A 13,993-nucleotide genomic window follows, 5' to 3' on the forward strand; every position below is an offset into this window, starting at 1 on the left:
ACTTTAACCCCCATGCGTTTTTCTGCGCTATAGAATTTCAAAACCGCAACCAAATAATCAATAGATTTATCTCCAATCAAACACCAACCTGTCAAATGAGAAAACTATACCTGGTACTGCTCTGCGTCCTCTGCAGGGCCTCGCTTTCATTGGCGCAAAACGATACAAGCCTTGTAAACCATCTTAACCAACTTATTACGCAGGAACCTGTCATTCACCTTCGGGTCGATAGCGTTACTAAACTCAACAACGACCTGCACATCTTTTTCAATACCGATGCATCCTTCGCTCCCGGCGACATTTCCGAAACCGAATCGGAAGTTCTTACAGAACTGGCCCTGCACCTGATCACCGATACCGACAGTCGAAATATTTTGCTGCTGGCAAAAGACAAACTCACCGGCGGGTTTAAAACGCTCGACTATTTTGTACTGGCCCCACCCATTGAAAAATATGAAGCGGTAAAGAATAACGATCCCTATCCCGATAAACCCGGCGCAGCAGGTAATGAAGCTGCACGTATCTTCCCCGGCGCCGGACAACCTGTAGGCACAGGCGCATTAAGTGGTAAAACAGTATGGTTAAGTCCCGGCCATGGCTGGCAAAATACCGGCACCGGTTTAGGATTTCTTACCCAGCGCGGTACATCGAACCAATTGGTTGAGGATTTTACTACTGCCGAAACCGTTGACTATTACCTGTTGAATTACCTTATTAATGCCGGTGCCAATGTTTGGAGTGTGCGCGAACGCGATATGAATACCACTGAGATCATTGTAAATAACGACGACGGCGCGCCGGCCTATACCGAAACAGGTACCTGGGCCAATGGTACCATCGCCGGTTATGGCGGCACTTACCGTACCAATGTGGCCAGCCCACATACCACGGCCACCGCAGTTTTTAAACCAACGGTTACAACCAGCGGTTTGTACTGGGTTTCTATCCGTTATATCAGTGGCGTCAATCGCGCCACCGACGTAAAATACGCCGTTAAACACGCAGGCGGTACCACAAAATTTACCGTTAACCAGGAAATTCACGGCGATACCTGGGTGTACCTGGGACAATTCTATTTTTACGCCGGTGGTGAATATAAAATTATAATCAGTAACGAATCGGCCGATAGTACTCAGGCCATTATAGCGGATGCCGTTAGGCTGGGCGGTGGCATTGGTGCAACCCCCGATTGCCTTAATGGCGGCGCCGCCAGCGGCCGGCCACGTTTTGAAGAAGCTGCCCGGCAGTATGCCCGCTTCCAGGGTCATCCGCCCTGCCGCGAAGATGTAACGGTTCGCCCCATATATACCGAATGGGAATTGAGTAAGGGCCTGGCCAGTGAAATAAACAATGCCGTATTTGTTTCCTTTCATACCAATGCCGGCGGCGGCACCGGTACCGAAAGTTACCGGTATAACGGACTGGGTTCCTCGCAACCAAACATAACGGCCGGCAGTACGCAGTTACGCGATAGCATCCACCGCCAGCTTATTGCCGACATCAGGGCCGGCTGGCGCAGTACCTGGACCGACAGAGGAGTTAAAACCAGTAACCTGGGCGAACTGAGAGAATTACGCACCATTCCGGGTACGCTAATTGAACTGGGTTTTCATGATCATACGGGCGATGCGGCAGCTATGCGCGAACCAGAGTTTCGCCGCCTGGCAGCCCGCGCCGTGTACAAAGGCATTTTGAAATTCTTTAAATACCGCGATGGCATTCCGGTTACCTTCTTGCCGGAAGAGCCAACACTGGTGGCCGCCCGCAATACCGAACATGCAAAAATTCGGGTTAGCTGGGCGCCACCGGTAAGCGGTGGTATCTATGGCGATGCTGCTACCAGTTATCGCGTATATGTAAGCGAGAACGGTCGCGGTTTTGCCAATGCCATTGATGTAACCGACACCAGCCTTCTTTTTAAGGCAAAACCTAACAGGACCTATTTCTTTAAGATAACAGCCGTTAATGCCGGCGGTGAATCGTTTGCATCGGGTGTGGTTGCGGCCCGCACGCCACGTCATTCTTTCTCACATAAACACAAACCGGTAAACTATCTGCTTGTCGATGGGTTCGACCGGCTCGATGCATCGGCCATGTTGCTGAAATTTGAAAGCAGCGCCCTTGGCAATGTGCGCCGCATGGTGCTCAACAGCATGAACAATTACAGTTATATGGTTGAACATGGCAACGGCCTCGCCAGTTGTGATGTTGCTTTTGACGGGGTACAGAACGAAGTGGTAAGCGCCGGTAAGGTGGAGCTATCGAAATACTTTGCAGTTGACTGGTTTGTTGGGGAAGAAAGCACAACGGGTAAATCGCTCGATTCAACCGAAAAAGCACGCATAAAAAATTACCTCAACAAAGGCGGCCGCTTACTTATAAGCGGCTCTGAACTTGGGTGGGACCTTGGCCGCGCTGCATCTGCCAATGCCGACAGCACATTTTACAGCGATTATTTAAAAGCCGTATACGTTAGCGACGGCGCTGGTACTTATAACTTTAACGGAACTGCCAACTTTTTTAATGGAGGTTCGGGCACTTATGGCAACGGTACTAACGGTTCGTACAATGTAGATTTTCCCGATGTGATAGATACTACCGGCGGATCGGAACTGGTACTGAATTATACGGGTGGAACCGGCACGGGCGCCGGTGTTGGTTATAAAGGCCGCTTTCGTGTTTTGTATTTTGGTTTTCCTATAGAAGCCATTGTTGATGACAATGTGCGCAACAATTTGATCTGCGCTTCGGTTGATTATCTTGCAAAACCCGAAAGGTTCTGTGGTTTTGTTTTACATGGCCATCACGGTCATCATGGCAATCATTTGCAATGGACAACAGGCCCTGAAACCAATACCGCTTATTACCAACTGGAAAAAAGCAAGGACGGTAAACATTTTACAGCTGTGGGCGGCCGTATCGATGCCCGGGGTTCGGCAGCCGCAGGGTACGAATATGAAGAAGATGATAACGACGATCATTCAACCACCTATTATCGTGTAGTAACGGTTGATAAGAATAATACAGAAACCATCTCGAACCTGGCCATTATTCAAAACGACAATGCCGCCCGGGTATTTGTTATGAACAACCCGGCCCGCGGCGACATAAGGTTAAAAATAAATGGTACCGGTGAATTCAGGTTAACACTAATGAACGGTACGGGACAAACCGTTTATCAAACCACGGTGAATGCATATAATAATAGAATAGTTACCATACCTGCCAGCCAGTTGGGCAAGGGTGTTTATTGGCTATCTACGAATGCAGATGGTAAGCGATTGGAGGCGGTTAAGATTTTGATACAATAGGGAGCAGGCGAGTGGTGAATAGTAAGTGGCTGGTGGGAATACACCGCTGGCCATTTGCTTTTTTCGTACTTTCATAATATGGAACAAAACGACAAACTCAACCGGATAGTAGAAGCACGAATGAAACTGAAGAACCGGTTCGAAGAAAAAATGAAACAAACACCCTCTGTTGCCGATGAACGGCCTATGGGTAAAGGAAAAATAAACAGGCATGGGATGCCCGAAATACCGGTAGGGCAAACGGAAACACAGAAATGGCCGGTGCTCGACCTGGGCATACAACCAGAAGTGCCGTTAAATGAATGGCAATTGATAGTTGATGGCGAAGTGGAACACCCCGTTACCCTTACGTGGAACGATTTTATGGCCCTGCCACAAACAGAAGACACGTCAGATTTTCATTGTGTAACTACCTGGTCAAAATTAAATATGAACTGGAAGGGCGTGCGGTTGATGGATATTGCAGCGCTGGTGCAACCAAAAGAAACGGCCACCCATATACTTTGTTATGCGTACGACGATTACACTACCAATGTTGCATTGGAAGAAGCGTTAAAACCCGATGTACTGCTGGTTCATACCTTCGATGGGCAGCCCCTGCCCGAAGAGCATGGCGGCCCGGTTCGCATGATAACGCCACAACTATACGCCTGGAAGGGATCGAAATGGATCCGTAGAATTGAATTCCTTAAAGAAAACGTTTTGGGCTTTTGGGAAGAAAGGGGTTACTCTAACACAGCCTATCCGTGGAGAAATGACAGGTATAGTTAAAAACGAACGGCCACTGTTCATTTTCGAACAACAGCATCAAACAGTTAATATTTAATTTTCTAAAAATGAATGCTTTATTACAATGGCAACGAAGTTGTTGCCATTGGGAAACAACATGCTCATGCTGAAAAGCTACATTACCATCGCCCTTCGAAATATTTTTCGCAACAAGGTATATTCAGCAATCAATATCGTTGGGTTGGCCATAGGTATGGCCGCCTGCTTTTTTATTTTCCTGTATGTTCGGTTTGAATTAAGCTATGATAAGTTTCATAAAAATGGCGACCGGTTGTATCGCATCCCAATGAGTTATCATGGCAATGCTAACGGCATTGCCACCACACATCCAGCTGTAGGGCCTGCTATGAAAGCTGAATTTCCGGAGGTAGTTGAATTTGCCCGCCTGGCAAAACCAGGCACCTTCAGCCCAAACTCCACCATGTGGTATACCAATGAAAAAGGACAGAAAAAAATTTTCAATGAAGCCAATTTCTATATAGCCGATGCGGCTTTTATATCCATGTTTTCTTTTCCTTTTATTGAAGGAAACCCTGCAACAGCATTAACTGCACCGGCAACCATTGTGATCTCTGAATCTACTGCTAAAAAATATCTCGGTACTACGCATGCATTGGACAAAGTTCTGGTCATGAATGAAATGCCATTAAAAGTAACCGGGGTATTTAAAGACGTTCCACCCAACTCACATATCAAATTCGATATGCTGCTTTCACTTGCCACTGCCGGTGAAAAATGGGCTTATACAGAATGGGGGTGGCCTGAATTCTATACATATATACAACTTGCACCCGGCGCCGACCCTAAAAAAGTGGAAGCCAGGTTGCCGGCCTTTACCGAAAAGCACCTGGCCGCCAAAATGAAGGAATTTAACTTCAAAGCAAGATTCCACATACAACCTGTCACAGATATTCACCTTAGATCAACTTTCAAAGGAGAGCCGGAGCCCAATGGCAGCGAAAGAACAGTTTATTTCTTATCGGTGCTGGGCATATTAACGCTGGTGATTGCCTGGATCAACTATATTAATTTATCTACTGCCAAATCAATGGAGCGGGCCCGCGAAGTGGGGTTGCGTAAAATGGCTGGCGCCACCCGTGCCCAGGTAATACTTCAATTCATTTTTGAATCTTTCCTGGTAAATTGTTTTGCGCTGTTCATATGCATTTTATTAATTCTTGCTTTTGCTCCTTTTTTCGATCAGCTGACTGGTAAAAAAATAAGCGCCGGCTTTTTGAATTCAGGGTTACTGGGCATGTGGAAATTCTGGGTAGCAGCATTGCTTATTTTTATAGCAGGCGCCATTCAGGTAGGTATCTATCCTGCGTTTTTGTTATCGGTTTTCAAACCGGCCATGGTATTGAAAGGGAAGTTCCTGCGCTCCAATAAGGGCATTGCGGTAAGAAGAATATTGGTGTCGGGCCAGTTTGTACTTTCCATTTTATTGATCGCCGGCACCATTATCGTGTACCGGCAATTATCGTTTATGCACAATCAGCAATTGGGTTATAATATTGATCAGGTGGCAGTAGTAAAAGCGCCGTCGGTCTTCGATTCTACTTTTACTGCTAAAGCCAATGCATTTAAAACAACGCTGCAACAAAATCCGAACATTAAAAACGTAGCGCCTTCTACAGAAATACCCGGTAAAACTATTTGGGCAAGGAACACGGTAAGAAGGTTTAACCAGCAAAGATCAGAAGGTTTGGTAGGTGACCTCATCGCAATCGATCATGATTTTGTACCAACCTATCAAATGCAACTGGCGGCGGGCGATAACCTGCCCCAACAGCAATCGGGCGAAATTTTTCAAACGTTAAAAACAAAAGCGCTCGTAAATGAGGAAATGGTAAAAGAACTTGGGTATACCAGTAATAAAGAGATCTTACATCAAAATATCCTGATGGTTTCCTACTTCGGCGATATATCCTGCGAAGTGGTAGGTGTGCTGAAAGATCATCATCAGCGTTCATTAAAAGACCCTATTCATCCTATGATGTACTACCAGGATAACAACAGGATCTGGGCACACTTTTCCGTTAGTATGAATACAAAAAGCGCCGGCAAAACACTTGATTACATTAAAGCACAGTACGACAAGTTCTTTCCGGGTAATGCTTTTGAAAGCTTCTTCCTCGATGAGTATTTCAATCACCAGTACCAGGAGGATGAACGGTTTGGCGATATATTTGTGCTTTTCACCGTTCTGGCCATCGTGATTGCCTGTCTTGGCCTTATCGGTTTATCAACCTTTGCCATAAAACTGCGCACAAAAGAAATTGGCATTCGCAAAGTATTAGGCGCTACCGTGCAGGGTATTGTATATTTATTCTTCAGTGATTTTATAAAACTGGTATGTATTGCGGCCGTTATTGCCATACCGGTTGTTTACCTGGTTGCCAGCAAATGGTTAAACAATTTTGCCTTTCATATTCAAATAGGGTGGGCTGTATTCATTCTTGCACCGGCATTGCTTATGATCATTGCGTTTATAACAGTAAGTATTCAAAGTGCAAGAGCCGCATTGGCCAACCCCGTGAAGGCATTACGAAGTGAATAATGAGAAACGGCTGTGCCGAAATACTTTCAGCACAGCCGCTTTTACTTATGATAAAAAACTATTTTGAAACCAACGCTCTTAATTTGTCGAGATTTTGCATTTGCTCATACCTGATAGGAATTTCCTTTGAGATCCCCGATTTCTTTACAAAGGCCCGGCCTTCAATGCGAACCAGTGCTTCTTTCTTTTTATAGATATCCGTGTGGTTTTTAACGGCGCCTATATTATCAATTTTAATGGTCACCGGCAGTTCAAACTCTGCATTCTTTTTTACCTGAATTTCCTGGTCAAGCACAAAGCTGCCGAAATAAGCATTGTCAACATACACATCGCCCCTTGCTGCCGATAATTTTATACCGGTATTGTTTGGGTTGAAGTATATTAAATTAGCCCCTACGGTTGTTTTCAGCACACCTGTTTCAATAAGCCGTACATTGCTGATATCACGGAACTCCGGCTGTTTTATATCCCCGGTACTTTTACAGGCGGAAAAGATCAAAACAAAAGCTGAAAGTAATGTTAAAGTCAATTTCATAATTACTGGTTTGTTCCTATTAGAACCGAAACTATCGCGCCAGTTTAAGTTAACTTGTTACAAAACCAGTTTTTTAACAAATCTTGAAAGAAGTTGATAGAGTTAATAGAGTTAATAGAGTTAATAGAGTTGATAATGTTGATAAAGGCCTAAATGGAATACTTTATCAACTCTATCAACCTTATCAACTTTTCAACCTTAAAATTTAAACCACCTTGCTGCAAATTCTAAATACTGCGTCCAATCGTAAGCCGTAACCGCATGCTTACCGCTTCTAATATGATAACGTACAGTTTTACCAACCGGTTGATGCAAGCCGGGCATAACGTTGGCGCCTATACCTTTCTTTCCCAATAAAGCATATACTTTACCGGCCTCGTAAGCGCTCAAAAATTCTCCTTTGGGATCGCTCCAGGTATCTTCCTCTGCACTGGCAACATATAATGGGCGCGGCGCCATTAACGACAATAACATATGTCCGTCAACAGGCAACGCATTTACACTATCACCATAGCGTTTGTAGCTGGCGGCAAACCAGTGTGGGAATTTGGCATTGATGATCTGCACCGTTTCGCCATACCATCTTCTTGAAATGGCGGCACCACCTTCGCCCGATTCGTTGGAAATGATGAGGGCAATACGTTGGTCCGAAGCGGCAGCCCACAAGGCGGCTTTACCCAAACGGGAATGCCCCAACAAAGCGATTTTGTGCGCGTCGATGCTTTTATCCTTTTCCAGGTAATCTACAATTTTGTGCAAGCCCCAGGCCCATGCGCCCATGGCCGTCCATTCATTGGGTTGAATGTTCAACACATCTTTCATAGTGGTTCTAATACCCGTTTTGTAGCCGGTAACGGTATCGGGCTCAAAGTCGCCATAATAAGCAGTAGCCAGTGCAAAGCCTTTTTCTAAAATAGTGCGCACCTGCCAGCTGGCGGTATCGGTGCCGCGCGACGCTTCTGTCGCCCGATTATTAATAGCTCCTTTTGCCCTTGCGAACACCCATTTGTTGCTGAGTATGATATTTTTATCGGTAGCAATTATATGGTTGCCGCTAAAATTCAACCCCAGAAATACCGGCGGCGTTTTTATCTTATTGGGTATATACATCAATACATCTGTATATACAGTGGTATCTGTTGGGTGTAAATAAATACGCACCTGTTTGCGGGTTGCCACGCCATCAAATGCGTTTTGGTTTACCTCAAGCACCCGAAAACGAATGGCAGTTTCAGTAGCAGGAAAGCGGCCAAACTGATATTCCTCGTATAAATGATAAATATAAGGGCGTTGTATTTTTTCCCATTCCTTACCCGAGCTTACCTGTTTTCCATTGGGCATTTTCAGTACATCGGGTAAAGTATATGATTGCACTTTTGACTCATCTGTATTAGATGGAAACGATTGTTGGCCAATGCAATGACAGGCCATGCTGCAACAAAGAAGTAATAAATGAATTTTCATATGGAAGGCTGGTTGAGTAATCAAATTACAATTTTAATCATTCACCTGTAAAATCCATTGATGTCGCTAAAAGTACAACTCAGTATTTATCAACAGGCACCATTTCTGCATAACAGATATTTAAGTTAGATGTAATGTTGGCCAGCACCCGCTTCAACTTATTCTGGTACCTTGCGCAAACCATCAATACCTTACGAAAGCTCCTTAAACATCAATAAATATGAAAAGCCTATTAATTGCCGTGTGCATAATTTGCACACTAAACGTTTGTGGACAATGCGATCAAAAGACCGCTTTTGTTTTTTCCCTCGCTCCCGCTTATTCTAAAACTGGTTTTGTTTTTAATATGGAAGCTGGCTTATGGCCGGTTGACGGTCGTGTTGGCGTACTGGCCGGACCAGTTCTTTACAGTGAGCAACACCTGGATGCAAAAGGAAATACCGAAACAGTTACCGATTTTGATGTAGCCGGACGCGTGGTATTCAAACTCACCGACCTTGGTAATGATAGTCCACAACTTATTACCGTGTATGGCACCGCTCATGGCAATGTTGGCGGCAGCTATCGTGGGTATATTTCTATTGGCCGGTATGACTTGTTGGGGATTGAACCATTTTATGGTACCAAAACCGGTATGGGTGTAGGCCTTATCTTTACCACCCGATTATGAAGCGAACAATCATTTTCATACCCAAAGGTTTTAATGAACCGGTTACAGTAATTGTTAATCATAAGCCCGAGCTCAACGGCGGTGAGCATGCCGGTATATGGAATATCGACACCAATGAGGTATTCCTGAGTACAGATCTATGGAACCAGTTCCCGGTGAATGATCAGAAGCAGCAGGGAAAAGTATTTGCCCAGTTACATAAGGTGAGTAGAGATTTATTAGCTCCAGATCAATAATTTTGCTCCTCAATGAGCATACAACGCAAATTCCTTACCGCCCAATGGCTTCGGCTTATAATGGCCAATTATGAAGTAGACCCCGCCATTCTGCAACCCTTTGTTCCCGCCAAAACCGAGCTCGATACCTGGAATGGCCGCACCTATGTAAGCCTCGTTGGCTTTTTGTTTCATGATACAAGGGTGATGGGCTTTCGCGTTCCGTTTCATGCTACCTTTCCCGAAGTGAACCTGCGTTTTTATGTTCGGTACAAAGAAAATGACGAAGTGAAAAGGGGTGTGGTGTTTATAAAGGAAATAGTTCCCCGGCAGGCCATTACATTTATTGCCAACACCCTGTTTAAAGAAAACTATGTTACCCTGCCCATGAAGACCTTCGTGCATACCACGGAGCAATTGCAGCAGGTTGGCTATTCTTGGAAATTTAAAAACCAATGGAACAAACTGGAAGTGCAAACCGGTTTGAATAAATTTCCCATTCAGCCCGGCAGCGAAGAAGAATTCATTACCGAACACTATTGGGGCTACTCCCACATCAATGCAAATATGTGCGGCGAATACCAGGTAGCGCACCCCAGCTGGGATGTTTACCCGGTTAACCAATATACCATCGATTGCAACTTCGCCCAATTATATGGGCCGGCTTTTTCGGCCCTGAAAGATCAAACTCCACGATCAGTGTTTTTGGCAGAAGGGTCTGATATAAGTGTGTATAAGAAAAGGTTGATCAGTTAATTTGTTTTAGGGGGCTGGTTATTGAGTTATTCAGTTAGTCAGTTGTTCAGTTTGGAGTTCATAGTTCACAGTTCATAGTTCACAGGAACTATATTCCAGGCTCGCGAATGTGGCGGGCAGGGAACCTTGAACCATGAACTAACTTTTCATTGACTTTAATATTTTTTTTGCTCTACTCGTAAACGCTGCCGTTTCATGCTCCCACCTTTCTTCAATGATCAGCTTTAGTTCGCCCCTGATATCGGGATATATTTTCGACAGGTTGTCAAGAATGGTCAGCGAAAATGCTTTAATGGCCACGGCCGTTTCCACATCGGCAATAAAATCAAAACAGGCGTTCATCACCTGGCCATGATACTTTTTCGGGATCTCAACAAACTGAAGCAGCCGCACGATATTCCTTTTCACGGCATCATGAACACCCGGTTTTTCCAACAGATCAACAATCTGTTTAAAATAGGGGGTAATCAGTTCGGGATGATTACATACACAATAACTCATGGGCCAGGCAGCCCGCTGGGTTACGCGATATTCACCTTTTAAAAACAGCTTCATCAGTTCGGCAAACCGGTCCTTGTTTGCACCCACATACTTTATGATCTTTTCGGTCTGGCTTTTGGAATGCTCCTTTTCTATCTCTTTTAATAAATCCATATAAATTTGAAATTAGCCATTATAAAAATCCAAAACAGGCTCCAATAATAAAAATGAAAAAGATCTACACACTGGCCGCATTTGCAATTTTTGCAACTTTTGGCTGTACCGCACCCGGCAAACATGGCATTGTGGTTTTTCAAACCGACTTCGGTCTAAAGGACGGAGCGGTTAGCGCCATGAAAGGCGTGGCCACGGGAGTTGATGCCGACCTGAAACTATACGACCTCACCCATGAAATTCCGGCCTACAATATTTGGGAGGCGGCGTACCGGTTACAACAAACCGCTCCTTTTTGGCCCGTCGGAACGGTGTTTGTTTCGGTGGTAGACCCGGGTGTGGGCACCAGCCGCAAGTCGGTTGTACTAAAAACAAAATCGGGACATTACTTCGTAACTCCCGACAATGGCACCCTCACCTTAATAGCTCAATCACTTGGAATAGAGTCGGTACGCGAAATAGACGAGGTTTTAAATAGAAGAAAGAACTCACAAGCCAACTATACATTTCATGGCCGCGACGTGTATGCTTATACCGGGGCCAGGTTAGCGGCAGGAGTCATCAACTTCGACCAGGTGGGTAAAGAATTATCGCCCGAAGTAGTGACCATTTCTTACCAAAAACCTGTGGCTCAGGGCGATTCAATAGTGGGTAACATCCCCATTCTCGACATTCAATATGGCAATATTTGGACTAACATTAACGATACGATTTTCAAAGTGTTACACGTGGAACCTAAAGAAAAAATAGAGGTAAATATAAACAAGAATGGCATCCCGGTCTTTACTCAGGATGTTGAATTTGTGCATACGTTTGGCGACGTACCAGAGGGTAAAATATTGGCCTATATGAACAGCCTTATGAACTTTTCGCTGGCCATAAACATGGGGAATATGGCCGATTCTTTTCATATTAACAGCGGACCTGAGTGGAATATTGTAGTGCGTAGGAAAAAACCAAATTAATTTTTACACATTTTTGGCTAATCAGTGGATAATCAAACGAGTAAAAGGCACAGGTAATTATTCGAAAGCGAAGCAAGACTTTACATCACTTCTGAATGAAAATTACTATTGACTTATAACTAATTGCGTTACTCATTTACTCTTTAAAAGAATATAAATGGCCGCCAGGCGCTTATTGGGGGCAGAAAATTTGGCTAATAGCCAATTCATTCATCTGATTTCGCCCAAAAACTTGACACCCTTTGAGGTTTAATTACAGGAAAGAACAGGGGAGCGTTGAATATTAATCGTTTGATATGAGATTTAGCGTTAGGAAAAATGGCGTAGACAAATTGCCACAAGGCTTTAAACTATTGCGAATTGACTTTAACTCATTTTCCTGGTACGATCTATTTATTTCTACCTGAAAACGGATAGCTGCGCTTTGTTTCACTTCTTTTCTATCATAACCCGACACAAGGCAATTTGCCAAAGCTCAATTTCCATTGAGAAACAGTTCATATTTCCGGAAAAACAGTTTATTTCCCGGAGAACTGGTCCATTCTTCCGGGAAACAAACGAAAATTCCGGAGAATTGTATCGATTTTCCGGGAAAATGGTCAATTGCCAGTGGCAATTATATAATTGCGGATAGGAAATGGGTCATTTTTCCGGGAAACAACGTTGTTTCCCGGATTTTTATATCATTTCCAACTGGAAAACGGTCGCTTTTAACCGGCCAGAAATCATTTGTAATTGGCAAATAACCGCTGCCAACTTACCAGGCAGCATTTCAAACCGGAAACTCCCCCATGTTATTTAGAAATACCCGCCTTTAATACCTTTTCAATCAATCCATTCATGGCATTGCCTTCAATCCAGCGGGCAACAATGATTAGGTCATTGTCAATATCAACATATACTATATTACTACCTGCGCCAATATGAGCAAAGGCTGAGGCAGGTGCGCTGGCATATAACTTCTTATCGGTATTCATGAAAAAGTTCATAAATCCATAGGTTGGCTGAACCGGCGTGGGCGTTCGCGCCATCTTTAACCAGGCTTCGGAAATGAGCTGTTTATCTTTCCATTTTCCATTTCGTAGCGTAAGGTAGCCAAACCGGGCCTGGTCGTAGGCATTGATGAACAATCCGCCGCCCCAATGCGATCCGCCACTTACCGACTGCACCAGTTGACCATCCATAACCACCCACGAATTTTCGTAACCCGTCCAGCGCCAGGTGCGCGATGCGCCAATGGGGTCCATGATCTTTTCTTTTAACACCACCGGCAAAGGCTGCCGCCAAATATTCAACAGGGCCAGCGCCAGTACATTTACCCGGGTATCGTTGTATTTGTAAACCGAGCCGGGCGCATTCCTTTTGCGGGTCATCCATTCCTGCGGGTTTTGACCGGGCCGGTCGGCCCAATCGGGTTTGCCCCACAAGGTGCCTTCCCAATCGCTGGTTTGGCGAAGCAAATGGTCCCACGAAATAGTGCGGTTATGCTCGGTATCGAACAACTCGATCACATCTTTCTGTTCCAGCGCATCAGCTTTATTGCTGGCCAGCCGCCCCGGTTCATACGGAATTATCGGCGCCATGTAAGGATGCACTTTATCATCAACATTGCTGATCATGCCGGCGTCATAAGCCAAACCGGCCACCGACGATAAAAAACTTTTGGCTACGCTAAAGGTTTGGTCAACCCGCGCGGGCTCGCCCCATTCGGCAATTATGTATCCGTTCTTTATAATTAAACCGGTAGCCGGGCCGCGATCTTTTAATGGTCCGGCAGGGTAGCCAAATGGTTCCCGCCCAAAAGCGCTTTGGTAATGCGCCTTCTTCAGGTCGCGCGGCTCTTTCGATTCGTGCTCCTTTGCATAGGTAACTGCTTCCTGCAGTTGAACAGAATCGAACCCAACTGAGGGGGCGCTGCGATGTTCCCAATTACCCGGTTGCGGATAATATATTACCGGCTTTTTGTTTTGGGCAGCTGCGAATAAAATTTGCAGTACAATGGCCAGTGTAAACAGAAAATGTTTCATAGTATAAGTTCTGAAATCAATATAGCCTATTATTGCAAAAAGGAAGG

11 protein-coding genes are annotated in these 13,993 nt (G+C 44.8%); 7 read left to right on the forward strand and 4 right to left on the reverse strand.

Annotated features, from left to right (window positions below; genetic code table 11):
- Positions 1-95: 95 nt before the first annotated feature.
- The 3 genes from GGD38_RS11440 to GGD38_RS11450 all read left to right on the forward strand — a co-directional run bounded on the left by GGD38_RS11440 (position 96) and on the right by GGD38_RS11450 (position 6,660).
- Positions 96-3,311, forward strand: coding sequence for an N-acetylmuramoyl-L-alanine amidase (locus tag GGD38_RS11440; RefSeq protein WP_375300723.1), 3,216 nt, complete (start codon positions 96-98; stop codon positions 3,309-3,311).
- A gap of 78 nt (positions 3,312-3,389) precedes the next feature.
- Positions 3,390-4,082, forward strand: a complete 693-nt coding sequence (locus GGD38_RS11445) for a sulfite oxidase-like oxidoreductase (protein ID WP_375300722.1) — start codon at positions 3,390-3,392, stop codon at positions 4,080-4,082.
- An 82-nt stretch (positions 4,083-4,164) separates the two neighbouring features.
- Positions 4,165-6,660 carry an ABC transporter permease gene (locus GGD38_RS11450; RefSeq protein ID WP_375300721.1) on the forward strand — a complete coding sequence of 832 codons (2,496 nt, stop codon included), beginning with the start codon at positions 4,165-4,167 and terminating at the stop codon, positions 6,658-6,660.
- A 58-nt stretch (positions 6,661-6,718) separates the two neighbouring features.
- On the opposite strand, the gene GGD38_RS11455 is transcribed toward GGD38_RS11450, so the two are convergent.
- Positions 6,719-7,195, reverse strand: a complete 477-nt coding sequence (locus GGD38_RS11455) for an LEA type 2 family protein (RefSeq protein WP_375300720.1) — start codon at positions 7,193-7,195, stop codon at positions 6,719-6,721.
- Positions 7,196-7,393: 198 nt separating this feature from the next.
- On the reverse strand, positions 7,394-8,659 hold the full coding sequence (locus tag GGD38_RS11460; protein ID WP_375300719.1) for an alpha/beta hydrolase family protein: 1,266 nt from the start codon (positions 8,657-8,659) through the stop codon (positions 7,394-7,396).
- A 220-nt stretch (positions 8,660-8,879) separates the two neighbouring features.
- Between GGD38_RS11460 and GGD38_RS11465 the strand changes: the two genes are divergently transcribed.
- From GGD38_RS11465 to GGD38_RS11475, 3 genes are read left to right on the forward strand one after another with little or no spacing between them, the layout of a single operon-like run.
- Positions 8,880-9,329, forward strand: coding sequence for a hypothetical protein (locus tag GGD38_RS11465; protein WP_375300718.1), 450 nt, complete (start codon positions 8,880-8,882; stop codon positions 9,327-9,329).
- The gene (locus tag GGD38_RS11470; protein ID WP_375300717.1) at positions 9,326-9,565 is read left to right on the forward strand and encodes a hypothetical protein; all 240 of its coding nucleotides are present in this window, start codon (positions 9,326-9,328) and stop codon (positions 9,563-9,565) included. Before GGD38_RS11465 ends, GGD38_RS11470 begins: the two co-directional genes overlap by 4 nt.
- Before the next feature lie 12 nt (positions 9,566-9,577).
- Entirely contained in the window at positions 9,578-10,300 is a 723-nt protein-coding gene (locus tag GGD38_RS11475; RefSeq protein ID WP_375300716.1) for a YqjF family protein, read from the forward strand.
- Between the two features lie 138 nt (positions 10,301-10,438).
- On the opposite strand, the gene GGD38_RS11480 is transcribed toward GGD38_RS11475, so the two are convergent.
- Positions 10,439-10,954: a hypothetical protein gene (locus GGD38_RS11480; RefSeq protein WP_375300715.1), complete on the reverse strand. Its 516-nt coding sequence runs from the start codon at positions 10,952-10,954 to the stop codon at positions 10,439-10,441.
- 53 nt (positions 10,955-11,007) lie between these two features.
- Here GGD38_RS11480 and GGD38_RS11485 point away from each other — a divergent pair, with 53 nt between their 5' ends.
- Positions 11,008-11,919 (forward strand): S-adenosyl-l-methionine hydroxide adenosyltransferase family protein, encoded by a 912-nt coding sequence (locus GGD38_RS11485; protein WP_375300714.1) that lies wholly within the window; start codon positions 11,008-11,010, stop codon positions 11,917-11,919.
- A 794-nt stretch (positions 11,920-12,713) separates the two neighbouring features.
- Here the strand turns inward: GGD38_RS11485 and GGD38_RS11490 are convergent.
- Complete coding sequence (locus GGD38_RS11490) at positions 12,714-13,946, reverse strand: serine hydrolase domain-containing protein (protein ID WP_375300713.1); 1,233 nt, start codon at positions 13,944-13,946, stop codon at positions 12,714-12,716.
- Positions 13,947-13,993: the final 47 nt, after the last annotated feature.

Source organism: Niastella sp. OAS944, assembly GCA_024809215.1.
In the GTDB taxonomy this organism is placed as follows: Bacteria; Bacteroidota; Bacteroidia; order Chitinophagales; family Chitinophagaceae; genus Niastella.